Here is a 17132-nt window from a genome sequence, read left to right as displayed (position 1 = left end):
CCGCGGGCGGGCGGCGGGGGCTCAGGAGACGGGGGCGACCACGGGCTCGCCGGTGAGTTCCACGCCCGCCTCCCGCAGCTCCCGCAGCGCCGCGTCCACCGAGTCCCTGGCCACCCCCGCGGTCAGGGCGAGCAGGACGCGGGTGCGCAGCCCGGCCCTGGCGGCGTCGAGGGCGGTGGCGCGGACGCAGTGGTCGGTGGCGATGCCGACCACGTCCACCTCGGTGACCTCCCGGGCGCGCAGCCAGTCGGCGAGCGGGGTGCCGTTCTCGTCCCGGCCCTCGAAGCCGCTGTATGCCGCCGCGTAGGCGCCCTTGTCGAAGCAGGTGTCCACCGCTCCCGAGGCGATGGCGGGGGCGAAGTTCGGGTGGAAGCCGACGCCCTCGGTGCCCGCGACGCAGTGCGGCGGCCAGGAGTGCGCGAAGTCCGGGTGGTCGGAGAAGTGGTCGCCAGGCGCGATGTGGAGGTCGCGGGTGGCCACCACGTGCCGGTAGGCGGGGACCGCCGCGCCGATCAGGTCGGTGATGCCCGCGGCGACGTCCGCGCCTCCGGCCACCGGGAGGCTGCCTCCCTCGCAGAAGTCGTTCTGCACGTCGACGACGATCAGGGCGCGATGCATGGGAACACCCCTTCGGGCTGAGGGGCGCCGGGTGGCGCCTGGCTGGCAGGTGGCGGGCGAGGCGGGGGCGGGCGAACGGGGTGGGCAACGGGGGCTACGCGTGCGAGGCGCCGGGCGCCGCACATGGGACGCCGAAGTCTACGCGTGTCCCCTCGCGGCCTCCACGAGCCGCCGCGGGAGAGGCCTGCCCGGGCGGCACACCTACGCGGTCCCGGTCAGGTAGCGGGTCGGCAGCACCGGTTCGCCGCGGGAGAGCTGGGTGGCCGAGAGCGGCAGCCCGGCGCGGGCCCTGACGTGCCGCTCCCGCGCGGCGTCGAGGCGTTCCCTGGCGACGGCCCTGCCCTCGCGCATCAGCGGCACGCTCAGCAGGTGGCCGGCGAGTTCCGGCGGCACGGGCCCGGTGCCCACGAGCTCGGCCTCGGCGATGCCCTCGGCGTCGCGCTGCCGCGCGGCCCACTTCACGCCGGCCACCGAGAGCTTCCCGCCCAGCGACTTCTTGGCGACCGGGACCAGGGGCGCCTCCGGGTCCTCGCCCGCGGCCCTGGCCACCAGCTTGTAGACCATCGAGCAGGTCGGGTGCCCGCTGCCGGTGACCAGCTGGGTGCCCACGCCGTAGGCGTCCACGGGGGCGGCGGCCAGCGAGGCGATGGCGTACTCGTCCAGGTCGCTGGTGACGACGATCCGCGTGTCGCGGGCGCCGAGCTCGTCGAGCTGCTGGCGCACCCGGTGGGCCACCACCAGGAGGTCGCCCGAGTCGATGCGGACGGCGCCGAGCCCGGGCCCGGCCACCTCGACCGCGGTGCGCACGGCCTCGGCCACGTCGTAGGTGTCCACCAGCAGGGTCGTGCCCGCGCCCATCGACTCCACCTGGGCGGTGAACGCGTCCCGCTCGCTGTCGTGCAGCAGGGTGAAGGCGTGTGCGCTGGTGCCCGCGGTGGGGATGCCGTAGCGGAAGCCGGCGGCCAGGTCGGAGGTGGTGGAGAAGCCGCCGACGTAGGCGGCCCGCGAGGCAGCGACCGCGGCCAGCTCGTGGGTGCGGCGCGCGCCCATCTCGATCAGCGGCCGGCCGGCCGCGGCGACCGCCATCCGGGAGGCGGCCGCGGCCACCGCGGAGTCGTGGTTGAGGATCGAGAGGATCACCGTCTCCAGCACCACGCACTCGGCGAAGGTGCCGGTGACCTGGAGGATCGGCGAGCCGGGGAAGTAGATCTCGCCCTCCGGGTAGCCGTCCACGTCCCCGGTGAAGCGGTAGCCGGCCAGCCAGTCGAGGGTCGGCTCGTCCACCACCCGCTGCTCGCGCAGGAAGTCGAGGATGGCGGGCTCGAACCGGAAGTTCTCCACCGCGTCGAGCACCCGTCCCGTGCCGGCCACCACTCCGTACCTGCGGCCCTCGGGCAGCCGCCGGGTGAAGACCTCGAAGACCGAGCGCCGCCCGGCGGTCCCGGCGCGGAGCGCGGCCTGGAGCATGGTGAGCTCGTACTGGTCGGTGAAGAGCGCGGTGGAGGGCACCGTCACCGGCAGCCCGGCGGCCCGCGCCTCGTTCGTGACGTCCATGGGAACAAGGGTACACCCCATCTCGTCAGTTTGACGATATATGGGGGGGTGGGGGCGGGCGTCCGGCGCGCACGGCCGCCCGCGGCGGGCGCCCGGGCGCTCCCGCCGGGGCGGCGGGGGCCGGGGCCGCCACTCGGCCGACGGGCCGTTTGGGCGCAGAGGCAGGGGTGGTGGCAGCATGGGAGGGGTGAGTGCCATCCCCATGGAAGTCGAGCACACCGAAACCGAGCAGGCGCCGTCCGAGGTCCCCGCGCCGGACGTCCCATGGGTCACAGTCGTCCACAACGACCCGGTGAATCTCATGAGTTACGTGACCTACGTCTTCCAGGCGTACTTCGGCTACCCGAAGGACAAGGCGAAGAAGCTGATGCTGGACGTGCATCACAAGGGCCGGGCGGTCGTGTCCCAGGGCACCCGCGAGGAGATGGAGCGGGACGTGCAGGCCATGCACGGGTACGGCCTCTGGGCGACCCTCCAGCAGGACCGCTGATGGCGGGCTACTTCGAGCCGCGCCCCGAGGGCGGCGCCGCCATCGCGCTGGACGAGGTCGAGATCTCCATCCTGCGCAGCCTGTCCACGCAACTGCTGGAGCTGATCGGCCCGGACCGCACCCGGGGGCAGGAGGACCCGCTGGACGCCCTCTTCGTCGAGGGCCCGAGCGAGCCGCCCGAGGACCCCGCGCTGGCCAGGCTGTTCCCGGACGCCTACGGCGACCCGGAGCGCGGGCCGGACGAGGAGAGCCGGCGGCTGTCGGCCGAGTTCCGCCGCTTCACCGAGGGCGACCTGCGGGCCCGCAAGCGCGAGGACCTGCTCGCCGTCGTGCACGGCCTGGACGCGGCGGCCTCCGCCGCGGCGGGCGAGGGCGGCGGCGCGCCCGCCGTGCTGACCCTGCGCTCCGCCCAGTCGCAGCAGTGGCTCGGGGCGCTGAACGACCTGCGGCTCGCCATCGCCACCCGGCTCGGCATCACCGACGAGGACAGCACCGAGAAGCTCTTCGACCTGCCGGACGGCGACCCGGACAAGCCGATGGTCATGGCCTACTTCTGGCTCGGCGGGCTCCAGGAGTCGCTGATCGAGACGCTGCTGCCCTGAGGGCCGCCGCCCGGCCGCCGTTACCTCCCCTGGCCACGCCCCGCATGCGGGGGGCCGCCCGCGGCGGTACCAACGGAGCATGGCGAGCGATGGGCAGTGGGCGGAGGAGGTCGACCGCGCGGTCACCCGCGTCTTCGAGCCGCTCCGGGACGTGCTGGACCGCATCGTCTTCTGCGAGGTGCCGTTCTTCGGCGGGCGCATCCCCCTGATCGTGGGCTGGCTGGTGGCGGCGGGGCTGGTGTTCACCGTGGGGTTCGGCCTGGTGCAGCTGCGGCACCTGCCGGTGGCGGTCAGGCTGATGCGCGGGCGCTACGAACAGCAGGACGCGCCGGGCGAGGTCACCCACTTCCAGGCCCTGACCTCGGCCGTCTCCGGAACCCTCGGGCTCGGCAACATCGCCGGGGTGGCCCTCGCGGTCTCCGTCGGCGGCCCGGGCGCCACGCTGTGGATGATGCTCTGCGGCTTCCTCGGCATGGCCACCAAGTTCGTCGAGTGCACCCTGGGCGTGAAGTACCGCGAGATCGACGCCGCGGGCCGGGTCTCCGGCGGCCCGATGCACTACCTGCGCAAGGGCCTTGCCGAACGCGGCCTCCCGCGGCTCGGCCGGGCGCTGGCCCCGCTGTCCGCGGCGATGATCCTCTTCTTCGCCTTCTTCGGCGGCAATCTCTTCCAGGTCAACCAATCCCTCGAACAGCTGGTCGCCGCCACCGAGGGGCACACCGGCTTCTTCGCCGGCTCGGCCGGGGCGCTGCTGTTCGGCGCGGCCGTCGCCCTGCTGGCCGCCGCCGTCCTGCTCGGCGGCATCCGCACCATCGGCCGGGTCACCAGCCGCCTGGTGCCGGCGATGTCCCTGCTGTACGCGGCGGCCTGCCTGGTGGTGCTGCTGTGCAACGCCGGGGAGGTGCCGGGCGCGGTGGGCACCATCCTGCGCGAGGCCACGGACCCGGCGGGGGTGGCCGGCGGGGCGGCGGGGGCGATGGCGGCCGGCTTCCAGCGGGCCGCGTTCTCCAACGAGGCCGGGGTCGGCTCCGCCCCCATCGCCCACTCGGCCGTCAAGACCAGGCGCCCGGCCACCGAGGGGCTGGTCGCGCTGATCGAGCCCTTCCTGGACACGGTGGTCATCTGCACCATGACCGCGCTGACCATCGTGGTGGCCGGCGGGCCCGCCTACCGGGCCGCGCGGGCGGCCGGCGGCGGGGGCGACGAGACGGGGCGGGGCATCTCCCTCACCTCGGACGCCTTCGCCACGGTGCTGCCCTGGTTCCCCGCCGTGCTCACCCTGGCCGTCTTCCTGTTCGCCTTCTCCACGCTCATCACCTGGGGCTACTACGGCCTCCAGGCGTGGACCCACCTCTTCGGCGGCGCGCCCCTGACCGTGGGGCTGTACAAGTCGCTCTTCTGCCTGATGGTCCTCGCCGGGGCCCTGCTGTCCCTGGGCACCCTCGTCGACCTCGCGGACGCCTTCCTCTTCCTGGCCGCGGTGTTCAACATCCTCGGCCTGTACCTGCTCGCCCCCGTCGTCAGGAGGGAGCTGGACCGCGTGCTCGACTACGTCAGGCTGCGCGACGCCGGCCTGAGCGACGCGGCGATCGAGGCGGGGGAGGCGGCGGCGGGCGAGGCCGGCGCGGTGCGGCTGCCCCAGTGAGGGCGTGGCGGCGCCGGGGGTGCGCCGGGGCGGCACCCCGCCCGGCGGGCGCGGCACCGGACATACGTACGCTGGGCCGCATGCTCACCATCTCGCAGGAACTGCACGACCGGATCGTGGCCCACGCCCGCGCCGACCACCCGGACGAGGCGTGCGGGGTGATCGCGGGACCCGCCGGGAGCGACCGGCCCGAGCGGTTCATCCCGATGCTCAACGCGGCCCGCTCGCCCACGTTCTACGAGTTCGACTCGGGCGACCTGCTGCGGCTGTACCGGGAGCTGGACGAGCGGGACGAGGAGCCGGTGGTGATCTACCACTCGCACACCGCCACCGAGGCGTACCCCTCGCGCACCGACATCTCCTACGCCAACGAGCCCGGCGCCCACTACGTCCTGGTCTCCACCGCGGAGTGCGGCAACGAGGAGGGCCCCGTGTCCTTCCGCTCGTTCCGCATCGTGGACGGCGTGGTCACCGAGGAAGAGGTCCGGATCGCCTGAGCGGCCCCGGCAGGCGGACAACCCGCGGCGAACGCGAGACGAATCGTCCGCATGATGAACGAAGTCGGGCGCCCACCGGGGAATCGATACGATGAAGGCATGGTTTCCCACGGCGTGAGCGACGAACGACCTGGCGGCCGGCTCGCCCATGCCGTGTGTCCCGTGCCTCGTTGATCAGCCGCCCACTTCCGCAACCGCCCGTCTTCTCTGGAGCACTCATGGCCATCGAGGTCCGCATCCCGACCATTCTCCGCAGCTACACCGACGGCAAGAAGGCCGTGGAGGGCGCGGGCGAGACCCTCTCCGAGCTGTTCGCGGATCTGGACGCCCGCCACCCGGGGATCAGGGAGCGCCTGGTCGAGGACGGCGAGCTGCGCCGCTTCGTCAACGTCTACCTGAACGACGAGGACGTCCGCTTCCTGGACGGGATCGGCACCAAGCTGAGCGACGGCGACAGCGTCACCATCCTGCCCGCCGTCGCCGGGGGCATGCGCTGATGCGCTTCGACTCCCCGCTCGCGGCCGTGGGGCACACCCCGCTGGTGCGGCTGCCGCGGCTCTCGCCGAGCGAGTCGGTGAGGATCTGGGCGAAGCTGGAGGACCGGAATCCGACGGGCTCGGTCAAGGACCGGCCCGCGCTGTTCATGATCGAGCAGGCCGAGAAGGAGGGGCGGCTCGCCCCCGGGGCCACCATCCTGGAGCCCACCTCGGGCAACACCGGCATCTCGCTGGCCATGGCCGCCCGGCTCAAGGGCTACCGGATCGTCTGCGTCATGCCGGAGAACACCTCGGAGGAACGGCGGCAGCTGCTCGCGATGTGGGGGGCGGAGATCATCTCCTCGCCCGCCGCCGGCGGCTCCAACACGGCCGTCAGGGTGGCCAAGGAGCTGGCCGCCGAGCACCCCGACTGGGTGATGCTCTACCAGTACGGCAACCCGCACAACGCCGGCGCCCACTACGCCACCACCGGCCCGGAGATCCTCGCCGACCTGCCCTCCGTCACCCACTTCGTGGCCGGGCTCGGCACCACGGGCACCCTGATGGGCGTCGGCCGCTACCTCAGGGAACACCGGCCGGACGTGCGGATCATCGCCGCCGAGCCCCGCTACGACGACCTGGTCTACGGCCTGCGGAACCTGGACGAGGGCTTCGTCCCCGAGCTGTACGACGCGTCCGTGCTCACCTCCAGGTACTCGGTCGGCTCCGCGGACGCCGTCGCCCGCACCCGTGAACTCCTCGCCGAGGAAGGCATCTTCGCCGGCGTCTCCACCGGGGCCGCGCTGCACGCCGCGCTCGGCACCGCGCGGAAGGCGGACCGCGCGGGCGAGGAGGCCGACATCGTGTTCATCGTGGCCGACGGCGGCTGGAAGTACCTCTCCACCGGCGTCTACACGGCGGCCTCGACGGAGGAGGCCGTCGCCCGCCTGCACGGGCAGCTCTGGGCGTAGGCCACACGAGACGACCCGGCTCACTCCGCGTCGCCGCGCGGACACGTATCGTCAGATGCGTGACCGTGCACAGCTACCCCAGTCCGCCGCAGGCCGCGGAGCAGACCGTCTGGACCAGGATCACCGCCAAGAACTCCCTGGCCAGACGGCTGGACTGGTGGCTGCTGTGCGCGGCGGTCACGCTCTCGGTGCTCGGCGCCCTGCTGGTCTACTCCGCCACCAGGGGCCGCACCGACCTCAACAACGGAGACCCGCAGTTCTTCCTGCTGCGGCACGTGCTCAACATCGCCATCGGCGCCGGCCTCGCCGCCCTGATGGTCTGGCTCGGCCACACCAGGCTGCGCAACGCGGCGCCGGGACTCTACGTGCTGGCCTTCGCGCTCAGCGTGCTGGTGCTCACGCCGCTCGGCTCCTCGATCAACGGCTCGCGCAGCTGGCTCCAACTGCCGGGCGGCTTCGCCTTCCAGCCCTCCGAGCTGGTGAAGGTCGGCGTCATCCTCGCCATGGCCACGCTGCTGGCCGCCCCGCTGGAGAGCGATCTGCGCCCGCGCCCCGACAACAGGACCGTCGCCCAGGCCCTCGCCCTGGTCGCCGCGCCCGCCGCGCTGATCATGCTGGAACCCGACGTGGGCCAGACCATGGTGCTCGCCGCGATTACGCTGGGGGTGCTGCTGGCCTCGGGCACCGGCCGCGGCTGGATCGTGGGGATCGCGGCCCTCGGCGTCGGGGGCGCGCTGACGGTGTGGCAGCTCGGACTGCTCGACGAGTACCAGATCAACAGGTTCGCGGCCTTCGCCAATCCCGCGCTCGACCCGGCGGGCGTGGGCTACAACACCAACCAGGCCAGGATCGCCATCGGTTCCGGCGGCCTCACCGGGCAGGGCCTGTTCGACGGCAGCCAGACCACCGGGCAGTTCGTGCCCGAGCAGCACACCGACTTCATCTTCACCGTGGCGGGCGAGGAACTCGGCTTCGTCGGCGGCGGCCTGATCCTGTTTCTGCTCGGCGTCGTGCTGTGGCGCGGCTGCCGCATCGCCGTGGGCGCCCCCGACATGTACGGCACGATCGTCGCGGCCGGCATCGTCGCCTGGGTGGCGTTCCAGACCTTCCAGAACATGGGGATGACGCTCGGCATCATGCCGGTCACCGGGCTGCCGCTGCCGCTGCTCTCCTACGGCGGCTCCTCGATGTTCGCGGTGTGGATCGCGATCGGGCTGCTGCTGGCGATCCGGGTGCGCTCCCGCACCAGGATGTGACCGGCCCGCGGCACCCCGTGGCGGGGGCGCGGCGGTGGTCACTTGCGTCTTCTGCGGTGCCTGCCGAGCCGCCCGAGGCCGTCGACGAGGGCGGCGAGCAGGCCGAGCACGGCCACGCCGGCCATCGCGAGCCACACCAGCGATGACACTCCGTCCACACGTACGACCGTACCCCGCGCTGGTGATTCCGCCCACACCGTGGCACGCACGAGGCACGCGGTGGGCCGAAGCGACTTAGAGTCGTTCGAACCCCACTACGGAGGTTCCCCCTTTCATGAAGCTCACCGTCGTCGGCTGTTCGGGGTCATTCCCGTCCGCGGACTCGGCCTGCTCCAGTTACCTCATCGAGGCCGAGGGCTACCGGCTGCTCCTTGACCTGGGCAACGGCGCCCTCGGGGAGCTCCAGCGCTACTGCGGCCTGTACGACGTCGACGCGATCGCGCTCAGCCACCTGCACCCCGACCACTGCATCGACATGTGCGGCTACTTCGTGGCCCGCTACTACCGGTACGAGGGCGGTCGCTGCGCGCAGATCCCGGTGTACGGCCCGGAGGGGACCGAGCGGCGGCTGACCACCGCGTACGCCGACACCCCGAGCGAGAAGTCGATGAGCGAGGTCTTCGAGTTCCACACGATCGGGGAGGGCTCCGTCTTCGAGGTGGGCCCGCTCAGGGTCACCGCGGGCCGCGTCGTGCACCCGGTGGAGACCTACGGCTTCCGCGTCGAGCACGAGGGGCGCACGTTCTGTTACTCCGGGGACAGCGGCCGGTGCGACTCGCTGTCCCGGCTGGCCGCGGGCGCGGACCTGTTCCTGTGCGAGGCCTCCTTCACCCACGGCAAGGAGGACCTGCCCGACGTGCACCTCAACGGGCGGCAGGCCGGGGAGTGCGCCGCCCGCGCCGGGGCCGAGCGCCTGGTGCTCACCCACATCCCGCCGTGGACCGACGGGCAGGTCAACCTCTGTGACGCCAAGGCGGTCTTCGACGGGCCGGTGGAGCTGGCGCGCCCCGGGGCGGTCTACGAGATCTGAGGGCCACTAGGCTCCCTGGCATGTCTCGCATCGACGGCCGTGCGGCCGACCAGCTCCGTCCCGTCCGCATCGAACGCGGCTGGAGCAAGCACCCGGAGGGCTCGGTCCTCGTCTCCTTCGGGGACACCAGGGTGCTGTGCACCGCAAGCGTCACCGAGGGCGTGCCCCGCTGGCGGCGGGGCAGCGGCGAGGGCTGGGTCACCGCCGAGTACGCGATGCTGCCGCGGGCCACCAACACCCGCGGCGACCGCGAGTCGGTGCGCGGCAGGATCGGCGGCAGGACGCACGAGATCTCCCGGCTCATCGGCCGCTCGCTGCGGGCCGTCACCGACTTCAGGGCGCTCGGCGAGAACACCGTCGTCCTCGACTGCGACGTGCTCCAGGCCGACGGCGGCACCAGGACCGCGGCCATCACCGGCGCCTGGGTGGCGCTCGCCGACGCGGTGGCCTGGGCGCGGCGCAACAAGCTGGTGAAGAGCAAGGCCGAGCCGCTGACCGGGGCGGTGTCCGCGGTGAGCGTCGGCATCGTCGGCGGCGTGCCGCTGCTCGACCTCGCCTACGAGGAGGACGTGCGCGCCGAGACGGACATGAACGTGGTGCGCACCGGCGACGGCCGCTTCGTCGAGGTGCAGGGCACCGCGGAGCAGGCCCCCTTCGCCCGCGAGGAACTGGACGCGCTGCTCGACCTGGCGGCGGCGGGCTGCGCGGAGCTGGACGGCGCGCAGCGTGCGGCCCTCGCCGCCGGGTAGAGGGAAGGCATGAGGCCAGACACGAGGCGGGGTGGATTACTTCCGGCCGCGGCGCTGCTGACGGCGCTCGCCGGGGCGGCCGGAGCCTGTGACCTGCAGCAGGCGGTGGACTGTGCGGAGCTCGCGGTGAGCGTCACCGGCCACGTCGACGACCTCGGCGAGGCGGCGAGCGCGGGGGACCCGGACGCGTTCGGGGCCGCCGCCGACCGGCTCGACGCCGACCTGGAACAGGCGCGGGGCGACATCGACGACGCGGAGGTGAACGCCGCGCTCGACTCCCTGGAGGAGGCGGTGGACGGCATCCGCGTGGACGCCCGGGAGGGGGTCAGCCTCGACCTCGAACCGCTCGGCGACGCCAGCGCCCACCTGACGGGCGCGTGCGGCTCCTGACACCGAGCGTGTTCGGCCTGTCGAACGATCACCGGAATTTCGAATCAAACTATTGACGCTGCCGATTCGCTGTCCCTAGCGTGTGCGCAACCGGCTGACTGCGCAGTCAACGCGGTCCCCGCCGGGCGTACTTCTGGCAAAGGGGCTGGTGATGACGGGTCGGGTCTCCATGGCGGACGTCGCGCGCCGCGCGGGGGTCTCGCAGAAGACCGTCTCCCGCGTCGTCAACGGCGAGGCCCACGTCAGCCGTGCGGTGCGCGAGCGGGTGCTCCGCGAGATCGAGCGCCTCGGCTTCCTGCCGAACGAGAACGCCCGCGCCCTGGTCACCCGCAAATCGCGGCGCATCGGCGTCCTCACCACCAGCCCCTCGTACCACGGCCCGGCGGCCCTGCTGGACGGCCTGGAGCGGGCCGCCAGGGAGGCCGGCTACTTCGTCAGCATCGTCCACGTCCACGACGGCGCCGCGCGGCGCCCCGGGGAAGGGCAGCCGGGGGGACGGCAGCCGGGCGCGGGGGAGCGGGAACCAGGTGCGGGCGGCGGGGGCGGCGGGAGGCCGGAGGACGATGTCAGGCGGGCCGTGGTCCACCTGGTCAGCCAGGGCGTCGACGGCATCGTGATCTCCGCCCCGGTGACCGGCTCGGCCGACCTGGCCGCGGCCGTGCCCGCCGGCATCCCCGTGCTCGCCATGGACTTCCCCGAGGGCGGGCCGCGCCGCGGCGCCCTCGTGGTCGCCAACGACGACGCCGGCGGCGCCCGCGCGATCACCGCCTACCTGCTCGGCCTCGGCCACCGCACCGTGCACCACCTCGCCGGGCCGCCCCACTGGGCGGCCACCTCCCGCAGGCTGCGCGGCTGGCGCGCGGCCCTCCAGGCCGCGGGCGCCCCGGTGCCCGAGCCGCGCCACGGCGACTGGAGCCCCGCCTCCGGCTACCGCGCGGCGCGCGAACTGCTCGCCGAGACCGGCCCGTCCGGCATGACCGCGCTGTTCGCCGCCAACGACCAGATGGCCATCGGCGCCCTCCACGCCCTGGAACGCTCCGGCAGGTCGGTGCCGCGCGACGTCAGCGTGGCCGGCTTCGACGACATCCCCGAGGCCGCCTACCTCACGGTGCCGCTGACCACCGTCCGCCAGGACTTCCGGGCGGCGGCCGGGCAGGGCATGCGGCGCCTGGTGTCCGCGATGGCCGGCACCGGGGAGCAGGAGGGCGAGGAGCTGATCACCCCGGCCCTCGTCGTCCGGGAGAGCACGGCCGGGCCTTTGCCCCCCGGCGGCCGGCGGGACGGGCCACAGCTGCGAGACGGAGAGGGACGGCCATGACCCCACGATCGGCACCCCGCGGCCTCGGCCGCCGCGAACTGCTGCGCCTGGGCGGCGGCCTCGGCATGGCCGGCCTGCTCGGCGGCGCCCTGACGGGCTGCGGCACGGGACGGGCCGCCGAGCCGGTGACCTCGGGCACCGTGGACCTGTCCTTCTGGACCCACGACCAGGTGTACTACGACTTCTTCGCCGCGGCGGCGGAGCATGCGGAGGCCGCCGGGAGCCGCTTCCACTGGCGGCTTCACCTCACCCAGGCCTCGGCGCAGGACGTGGTGACCAAGAGCATCGCCCAGGCCATCGCCGGGCGCGGCACCCCGGACGTGGCAGGACTCGAAATCGGCAGCTTCACCCGGCTGCTGCGCGGGGACCTGGCCGCCGAGCTGCTGGAGGACCTCACCGAGGACGTGGCCGAGGTCCGCGACGACCTGCTGCCGATGCGCACCGCCCCGTACACCAAGGACGGCCGCCTGTACGCCCTGGACTCCGACGCGCCGCTGTGCGTCTTCTACTACCGCAAGCCGGAGTACGCACGCCTGGGCATCTCCCCCGACTTCGCGTCCTGGGAGGAGGTGCTCGACGTCGGCGAGCGGCTCTACGAGCGGGAGGGCGTCTCCCTCGGCGCGGTGGCCGTCGGCAGCGAGCTGGGCCAGGTGGTCCAGGTCTACGAGATGCTCACCATGCAGCGCGGCGGCCGCTTCTTCGACGAGGACGGCGAGCTCTCCATCGAGACGCCGGAGGCCGAGCAGGCGCTCGACGTCCTGGTCCGCGGGGTGCAGAGCGGCTGCTTCGGCACCGTCTCCGACTTCTACGGCCCCGCGATGCAGACGGCGCTGAAGACCGGCAAGGTGATCAGCGTGCCCATGGCCACCTGGTACAAGGTGTACGGCCTGCGCAACAACGTGCCGGAGCAGGAGGGGGAGTGGCGCATCAGGTCGCTGCCGGTCTTCCCCGACGGCGGCGCGCGCACCTCGTTCACCGGCGGCACCGGCTTCGCCGCGCTGCGCGGCAAGGAGAACACCCTGGCCGGGGTCGAGCTGATCAAGGCGGGCTTCCTCACGCCCCAGGAGCAGGTCCGCCGCTACGTGGAGATGGGCTACCTGCCCACCAGGCGCTCGGTGTTCGACGATCCCTCGCTGAGCGACATCGAGGACGACTACTGCGGCGGGCAGCGGATGTTCCAGGTCTACCGCGAGGTCATCGACGAGGCGCCGGTGTACTACCTCAGCGCCGACCGGCCGGTCCTCGACACCGTGCTCAGCGGCTACGTGCTCCGGGCCTACCACGGGGACCTCTCCCCGCGCGAGGCGCTCGGCCGGGCCGCCGACGACTTCCGCGGCCAGACCCGTTCCTGAGGAGGAGCGATGACGATCCCCCCGCCCACCGCCGCGCCCACGGGCGGCACGGCGAAGCCGGCCGGCAAGCGGCGCCAGCTCGCCCCCTACGCCTTCATCGCCCCCTTCTACGTGCTGTACACGCTGTTCATGGTGGTCCCCATCGGCACCGCGGTCTACCTGAGCACCACGGAGTGGGTGGGCCTCGGCACCCCCGACTTCGTCGGCCTGCGCAACTTCGCCAACCTGGCCCGGGACACCAGCTTCCACAAGGCGCTCGGCAACTCGCTGATCTACGTGCTGGTCAGCGTCTTCGTGGTGGTGCCCGCGGCGCTGCTGATCGCCCAGGCGCTCCACACCAAGGGGCTGCGCGCCAGGGACCTGTTCCGGATCACCTTCTTCCTGCCGATGGTGCTCTCGCCCATCGTCATCGCCCTGGTCTACAGCCTGCTCCTCGACCGCGACTACGGCCTGCTGAACTCGGTGCTGCGGGCGCTGTTCGGCGGCGGGAACACCGACTGGCTCGGCGATCCGACCCTCGCGAAGGTCTCGGTCGGCTTCGTCATCCTCTGGCGCTGGGTCGGCTACCTCACCATCTTCTTCCTGGCCGCGCTCCAGGCCGTGCCCAAGGAGCGCTACGAGGCGGCCGAACTCGACGGGGCCGGCCGGCTGCGGACGTTCACCGCCGTGACCCTGCCGGCGATCCGCCCGGTCACCGCCTTCGTCGTGGTCACCTCGTTCATCGGGGCCGCCCAGCTCTTCGACGAGCCCTACCTGATCACCGGCGGCGGCCCGGGCGAGGAGACGCTGTCGGTCGCCATGTTCGTCTACCGGGCGGCCTTCGAACGCCAGCAGTTCGGCTACGCGGCCGCCGCCGGGCTGGTCCTCTTCGTGATCGTCTTCGGGATCAGCCAGATCCTGAACCGCCTGCTGTCCATCGGGAGGGTCTGATGAGCGCCCCGGCCACCGAGCGCACCGAACGGCCCGCCGCGGGCGCGGCCCGGCCCACGGACCGCCGCACCGGCCCGCGCCGCCGGTCCGGCATACCCGGGCGGCTCGCCCTCTACGGCACCCTGACCGTGCTCGCGCTGGTCTTCGTCGCCCCGATGGTGTGGGCGGTCAGCGGCTCCTTCAAGCCGCGCGGCGACATCTTCGAGTACCCGCCGAAGCTGCTGCCCGACCCCGCCACCCTGGACAACTTCCGGTCGCTGCTGTCCGATCAGCCCTTCTGGCACTGGTTCGCGGTCAGCGTCGTCACCGCCGGGCTCGGCACGGCCGTCGCCGTCTTCGTCTGCGCGATGGCGGGATTCGCCTTCGCCAAGTACCGGTTCGCGGGGAAGCGGCTGCTGTTCAACGTGATGTTCAGCTCGCTGTCCGTGCCCTTCGCGGTGATCGTCGTCCCGCTGTTCATCCTGGTGGTCAAGTCGGGCCTGTCGAACCCCTGGTTCGCCCTGACCGTGCCGTGGGTGGCGCCGGCCTTCGGCATCTTCATGATGCAGCAGTACATCATCCAGTCCATCCCGGACGAGATCATCGAGGCCGCGCGGATCGACGGCGCCGGCGAGTTCGGCATCTTCCTGCGGGTCGTGCTGCCCCTGCTGCGGCCCTCGCTCGGCGCCCTGGCCGTGTGGCAGTTCCTGCAGAGCTACAACAGCTTCATGTGGCCGCTCGTCCTCATTTCCGACGTCGACCACTACACGCTGCCCCTGGGCCTGAACATCCTCTTCCGCGCCGAGCAGCGGCAGTTCGACCTGGTGCTGCCGGGGGCGGTCCTCGCCTCGGTGCCGACGATCCTGGTGTTCCTGCTGCTGCGCAAGCAGCTCCTCGAAGGGCTCTCCACCGGCGCCGTCAAGGGCTGAGGCCCGCCGCCCCGGCCCCGGCGCCCGGGGGCCGCCCGCGCGCCCCCGGGCCGCAACCCGTCCGTGCTGACAGCGCTGTCAGCCCCGCCCGCCCCTGCGCAACCCAAGCCGCCCCCGCAACCCAAGCCGCCCCCGCAACGCAAGCCCCCACGCCGCCCGGCGCCTTGTGCCGCAGGCGGGGGGGAACACCGAGAAAGACCAGAAGGCAGGATCATGTCCCAGCTGCCCGCCCGGGTGCTCTTCGGCGCCGCCTACTACCACGAGTACCAGCCCACCCCACGCCTCGAAGCCGACCTCGACCTCATGCGCCGGGCCCACTTCTCCGTGATCAGGGTCGGCGAGTCCGTCTGGTCCACCTGGGAGCCGGAGAACGGGGTCTTCGACCTGGACTGGCTGCAGCCGGTGCTCGACGGGGCCCACACCCGCGGCATCGGCGTCATCCTCGGCACCCCCACCTACGCCATCCCGCCGTGGCTGCAGCGCACCTACCCGGAGCTCAACGCCGAGCGCCGCACCGGGCAGCCCGCCGGATGGGGCGCGCGCCAGGAGATCGACTACAGCCACCCCGCGTTCCTCTTCCACGCGGAACGCCTCATCCGCCGGATCGTCGCCCGCTACGCCGGCCACCCCGCCGTCATCGGCTACCAGGTGGACAACGAGCCGGGCAACGAGATCTTCCACAACCGCGGCGTCTTCCAGCGCTTCGTCGACCACCTGCGGCACACCTACGGCTCGGTGGCGGAGATCAACGAGCAGTGGGGCCTGACCTACTGGTCGCACCGGCTGTCCACCTGGGCCGACCTGTGGACGCCGGACGCCAACGCCCAGCCGCAGTACGCGCTGGCCTGGCGCCGCTTCCAGGGCACGCTCACCAGCGACTTCATCGGCTGGCAGGCGGAGATCGTGCGCGAGTACGCCCGCGAGGACCAGTTCGTCACCACCTGCATCTCCTACCCCAGGCGCACCGTCAGGGACGACGAGCTCGCCGCCCGGCTGGACGTCACCGCGGGCAACCCCTACTACCGGATGCAGGACGCCCTCGCCCTGCCCGACGCCAGGAGCGCAGGGCAGGACTGGTCCACCGACGGCACCTGGGCCCTGTACCGCTCGGCCGACCGGATGTACTCGAGCCGTCAGGAGCCCTTCCTCGTCACCGAGACCAACGCCCAGGCCATCAGCCACCCCTGGGTCAACGAGCCCGCCTACGACGGCCAGTGGCGGCAGGCGGCCTGGGCGCTGGTCTCCCGCGGCGCCCGCATGATCGAGTACTGGCACTGGCACACCCTGCACTTCGGCACCGAGACCTACTGGGGCGGCATCCTCCCGCACAGCGCGGAACCCGGCCGCGTCTACCGGGAACTGGCCGGACTCGGCGGCGAGTTCGAGAAGGCCGGGGCGCTGGTCGCCGGGCTGGTCCCGGACGCCGACGTGGCCCTGGTGTACTCCACCGACACCAAGTGGTCGCTTGAGGGCCACCCCGCGCTGCCCCTGCCGGGCGGCGTGGAGCCCGACCGCGCCTCGTACCAGACCCTCTTCGACGCCTTCTACCGCGGCGCGTTCGACGCCGGGCTGCAGAGCCGCATCCTGCACCCGGGACAGCTGTTCGCCCAGGACCCGGCCGACTTCGCCGCCAGGCAGCCGCTGCTGGTCGCCGCCGGGCTGCTCATCGCGGACGACGCGCAGCTGCGCTGGCTGGAACGGTACGCCGCGGCCGGCGGCCACCTGCTGCTCGGCATCAGGACCGGCTACGAGGACGAGGAGGCGCGGGCCAGGCAGGAGCGCAAGCCGGCCTTCCTCACCGAGGCGGCCGGGGTCTGGTACGACGAGTTCTCCACGCTGCGCTCCCCGCTGCCGGTCGAGGCGGCGGAGGGCTCCCCGCTCACGCTGCCGGAGGAGGCCGCGGCCACCCGCTGGGCCGACGGCCTCTGCCTGCCGGAGGAGGGCGCCGCCGAGGTGCTCGCCCGCTACGTGCACCCGCACTTCGGCCGCTGGCCGGCCGTCACCACCCGCGCCCACCACGCCGGGCGGGTCACCTACCTGGGCACGGTGCCCGACCCGGCCCTGGCCGCCGCGGTGCTCGGCTGGTGCGCCGCCGGGTCCGCGCCCCGGACCTGGCGCCCCGGCTCGCCGAGCCAGACCGTCACCGGCGCCACGGCCGCGGACGGCACCCGGCTGCGTTTCGTGCACAACTGGTCCTGGGAGCCGGGGACCTGCCCGCTGCCGGGCGCGGTGCGCGACGTCCTCAGCGGGGAGGAGCTGCCCGCGGGCGCGGAGTTGCGCCTGGGCCCCTGGGACGTGCGGGTGCTCGCGGAACGCTGAGCGGGCGGCGGTGGCGGGTGCCCCGGC

The 17132-nt window shown here is 73.1% G+C and carries 17 protein-coding genes; 15 read left to right on the top strand and 2 right to left on the bottom strand.

The features are described 5' to 3' along the window. Positions 1-21: 21 nt before the first annotated feature. Both D7294_RS20320 and D7294_RS20315 read right to left on the bottom strand, forming a co-directional pair. On the bottom strand, positions 22-618 hold the full coding sequence (locus D7294_RS20320; protein WP_120681827.1) for an isochorismatase family protein: 597 nt from the start codon (positions 616-618) through the stop codon (positions 22-24). Between the two features lie 201 nt (positions 619-819). Then, positions 820-2172: a nicotinate phosphoribosyltransferase gene (locus D7294_RS20315; RefSeq protein WP_120681825.1), complete on the bottom strand. Its 1353-nt coding sequence runs from the start codon at positions 2170-2172 to the stop codon at positions 820-822. Between the two features lie 178 nt (positions 2173-2350). Between D7294_RS20315 and clpS the strand changes: the two genes are divergently transcribed. From clpS to D7294_RS20240, 15 genes are all read left to right on the top strand, one after another. Continuing rightward, positions 2351-2662, top strand: coding sequence for an ATP-dependent Clp protease adapter ClpS (gene clpS, locus D7294_RS20310; protein WP_120681823.1), 312 nt, complete (start codon positions 2351-2353; stop codon positions 2660-2662). Continuing rightward, complete coding sequence (locus D7294_RS20305) at positions 2662-3264, top strand: DUF2017 domain-containing protein (protein ID WP_120681821.1); 603 nt, start codon at positions 2662-2664, stop codon at positions 3262-3264. The genes clpS and D7294_RS20305 overlap by 1 nt, the downstream gene beginning before the upstream one ends. Positions 3265-3343: 79 nt before the next feature. After that, on the top strand, positions 3344-4909 hold the full coding sequence (locus D7294_RS20300; protein WP_120681819.1) for an alanine/glycine:cation symporter family protein: 1566 nt from the start codon (positions 3344-3346) through the stop codon (positions 4907-4909). Positions 4910-4989: 80 nt separating this feature from the next. Then, positions 4990-5406, top strand: coding sequence for a M67 family metallopeptidase (locus tag D7294_RS20295; protein ID WP_120681817.1), 417 nt, complete (start codon positions 4990-4992; stop codon positions 5404-5406). Between the two features lie 218 nt (positions 5407-5624). Beyond that, positions 5625-5903 (top strand): MoaD/ThiS family protein, encoded by a 279-nt coding sequence (locus D7294_RS20290; RefSeq protein ID WP_120681815.1) that lies wholly within the window; start codon positions 5625-5627, stop codon positions 5901-5903. Next, positions 5903-6853 carry a PLP-dependent cysteine synthase family protein gene (locus tag D7294_RS20285; RefSeq protein ID WP_120681813.1) on the top strand — a complete coding sequence of 317 codons (951 nt, stop codon included), beginning with the start codon at positions 5903-5905 and terminating at the stop codon, positions 6851-6853. The genes D7294_RS20290 and D7294_RS20285 overlap by 1 nt, the downstream gene beginning before the upstream one ends. A 59-nt stretch (positions 6854-6912) precedes the next feature. Beyond that, on the top strand, positions 6913-8109 hold the full coding sequence (rodA, locus tag D7294_RS20280; RefSeq protein WP_422070720.1) for a rod shape-determining protein RodA: 1197 nt from the start codon (positions 6913-6915) through the stop codon (positions 8107-8109). 274 nt (positions 8110-8383) lie between these two features. After that, a complete protein-coding gene (locus tag D7294_RS20275) occupies positions 8384-9139 on the top strand; it encodes an MBL fold metallo-hydrolase (RefSeq protein WP_120681811.1) in 756 nt (251 codons plus the stop codon). A 20-nt stretch (positions 9140-9159) separates the two neighbouring features. After that, complete coding sequence (gene rph, locus D7294_RS20270) at positions 9160-9888, top strand: ribonuclease PH (protein ID WP_120681809.1); 729 nt, start codon at positions 9160-9162, stop codon at positions 9886-9888. Between the two features lie 9 nt (positions 9889-9897). Beyond that, a complete protein-coding gene (locus tag D7294_RS20265; protein WP_147450878.1) occupies positions 9898-10278 on the top strand; it encodes a hypothetical protein in 381 nt (126 codons plus the stop codon). A 151-nt stretch (positions 10279-10429) separates the two neighbouring features. Beyond that, complete coding sequence (locus tag D7294_RS20260) at positions 10430-11596, top strand: LacI family DNA-binding transcriptional regulator (RefSeq protein ID WP_206619532.1); 1167 nt, start codon at positions 10430-10432, stop codon at positions 11594-11596. After that, a complete protein-coding gene (locus D7294_RS20255) occupies positions 11593-12948 on the top strand; it encodes an ABC transporter substrate-binding protein (RefSeq protein WP_174248395.1) in 1356 nt (451 codons plus the stop codon). The genes D7294_RS20260 and D7294_RS20255 overlap by 4 nt, the downstream gene beginning before the upstream one ends. A 9-nt stretch (positions 12949-12957) precedes the next feature. Then, positions 12958-13878, top strand: coding sequence for a carbohydrate ABC transporter permease (locus D7294_RS20250; RefSeq protein WP_120681803.1), 921 nt, complete (start codon positions 12958-12960; stop codon positions 13876-13878). After that, positions 13878-14786 carry a carbohydrate ABC transporter permease gene (locus D7294_RS20245; RefSeq protein WP_120681801.1) on the top strand — a complete coding sequence of 303 codons (909 nt, stop codon included), beginning with the start codon at positions 13878-13880 and terminating at the stop codon, positions 14784-14786. Before D7294_RS20250 ends, D7294_RS20245 begins: the two co-directional genes overlap by 1 nt. A 213-nt stretch (positions 14787-14999) precedes the next feature. After that, a complete protein-coding gene (locus tag D7294_RS20240; RefSeq protein ID WP_120681799.1) occupies positions 15000-17105 on the top strand; it encodes a beta-galactosidase in 2106 nt (701 codons plus the stop codon). Positions 17106-17132: the final 27 nt, after the last annotated feature.

The sequence above is a fragment of the Streptomyces hoynatensis genome (assembly GCF_003626535.1).
GTDB lineage: Bacteria > Actinomycetota > Actinomycetes > Streptomycetales > Streptomycetaceae > Streptomyces > Streptomyces hoynatensis.
Note: the sequence above shows the minus strand (reverse complement) of the source record. Positions and strands in the feature narration are given on the sequence as shown.

Bases quoted from the DNA above. Each gene is read 5' to 3' on its own strand.
- D7294_RS20320 (WP_120681827.1), bottom strand. From the start codon at position 618: ATGCATCGCGCCCTGATCGTCGTCGACGTGCAGAACGACTTCTGCGAG.
- D7294_RS20315 (WP_120681825.1), bottom strand. From the start codon at position 2,172: ATGGACGTCACGAACGAGGCGCGGGCCGCCGGGCTGCCGGTGACGGTG.
- clpS (WP_120681823.1), top strand. From the start codon at position 2,351: ATGGGAGGGGTGAGTGCCATCCCCATGGAAGTCGAGCACACCGAAACC.
- D7294_RS20305 (WP_120681821.1), top strand. From the start codon at position 2,662: ATGGCGGGCTACTTCGAGCCGCGCCCCGAGGGCGGCGCCGCCATCGCG.
- D7294_RS20300 (WP_120681819.1), top strand. From the start codon at position 3,344: ATGGCGAGCGATGGGCAGTGGGCGGAGGAGGTCGACCGCGCGGTCACC.
- D7294_RS20295 (WP_120681817.1), top strand. From the start codon at position 4,990: ATGCTCACCATCTCGCAGGAACTGCACGACCGGATCGTGGCCCACGCC.
- D7294_RS20290 (WP_120681815.1), top strand. From the start codon at position 5,625: ATGGCCATCGAGGTCCGCATCCCGACCATTCTCCGCAGCTACACCGAC.
- D7294_RS20285 (WP_120681813.1), top strand. From the start codon at position 5,903: ATGCGCTTCGACTCCCCGCTCGCGGCCGTGGGGCACACCCCGCTGGTG.
- D7294_RS20275 (WP_120681811.1), top strand. From the start codon at position 8,384: ATGAAGCTCACCGTCGTCGGCTGTTCGGGGTCATTCCCGTCCGCGGAC.
- rph (WP_120681809.1), top strand. From the start codon at position 9,160: ATGTCTCGCATCGACGGCCGTGCGGCCGACCAGCTCCGTCCCGTCCGC.
- D7294_RS20265 (WP_147450878.1), top strand. From the start codon at position 9,898: ATGAGGCCAGACACGAGGCGGGGTGGATTACTTCCGGCCGCGGCGCTG.
- D7294_RS20260 (WP_206619532.1), top strand. From the start codon at position 10,430: ATGACGGGTCGGGTCTCCATGGCGGACGTCGCGCGCCGCGCGGGGGTC.
- D7294_RS20255 (WP_174248395.1), top strand. From the start codon at position 11,593: ATGACCCCACGATCGGCACCCCGCGGCCTCGGCCGCCGCGAACTGCTG.
- D7294_RS20250 (WP_120681803.1), top strand. From the start codon at position 12,958: ATGACGATCCCCCCGCCCACCGCCGCGCCCACGGGCGGCACGGCGAAG.
- D7294_RS20245 (WP_120681801.1), top strand. From the start codon at position 13,878: ATGAGCGCCCCGGCCACCGAGCGCACCGAACGGCCCGCCGCGGGCGCG.
- D7294_RS20240 (WP_120681799.1), top strand. From the start codon at position 15,000: ATGTCCCAGCTGCCCGCCCGGGTGCTCTTCGGCGCCGCCTACTACCAC.